Annotated in this window: 2 tRNA genes; both read left to right on the forward strand. The window is 46.3% G+C overall.

The features are described from left to right. Positions 1 to 88: 88 nt before the first annotated feature. Positions 89 to 164: transfer RNA gene (locus AB4185_RS21720), tRNA-Glu, on the forward strand. 2 nt (positions 165 to 166) lie between these two features. Further along, positions 167 to 242: transfer RNA gene (locus AB4185_RS21725), tRNA-Lys, on the forward strand. The last annotated feature ends 2 nt before the right edge of the window (positions 243 to 244 follow it).

The raw sequence follows: 244 nt of genomic DNA on the forward strand, positions 1-244 counted from the left end.
TTGATTAGGTTTAGAAAAGTAAAGAGATGAAGAACTCCCAAGTTCTTCGAAGTTTGTTTCTACTTTTAAAGTAGAGATGAATTGCAGTGTCCCGTTCGTCTAGAGGCCTAGGACACCGCCCTTTCACGGCGGTAACAGGGGTTCGACTCCCCTACGGGATACCATTGGGTCGTTAGCTCAGTTGGTAGAGCAGTTGACTTTTAATCAATTGGTCGCAGGTTCGAATCCTGCACGACCCACCATT

The organism is Vibrio sp. 10N.286.48.F5 (genome assembly GCF_041469785.1).
Lineage (GTDB): Bacteria > Pseudomonadota > Gammaproteobacteria > Enterobacterales > Vibrionaceae > Vibrio > Vibrio crassostreae_C.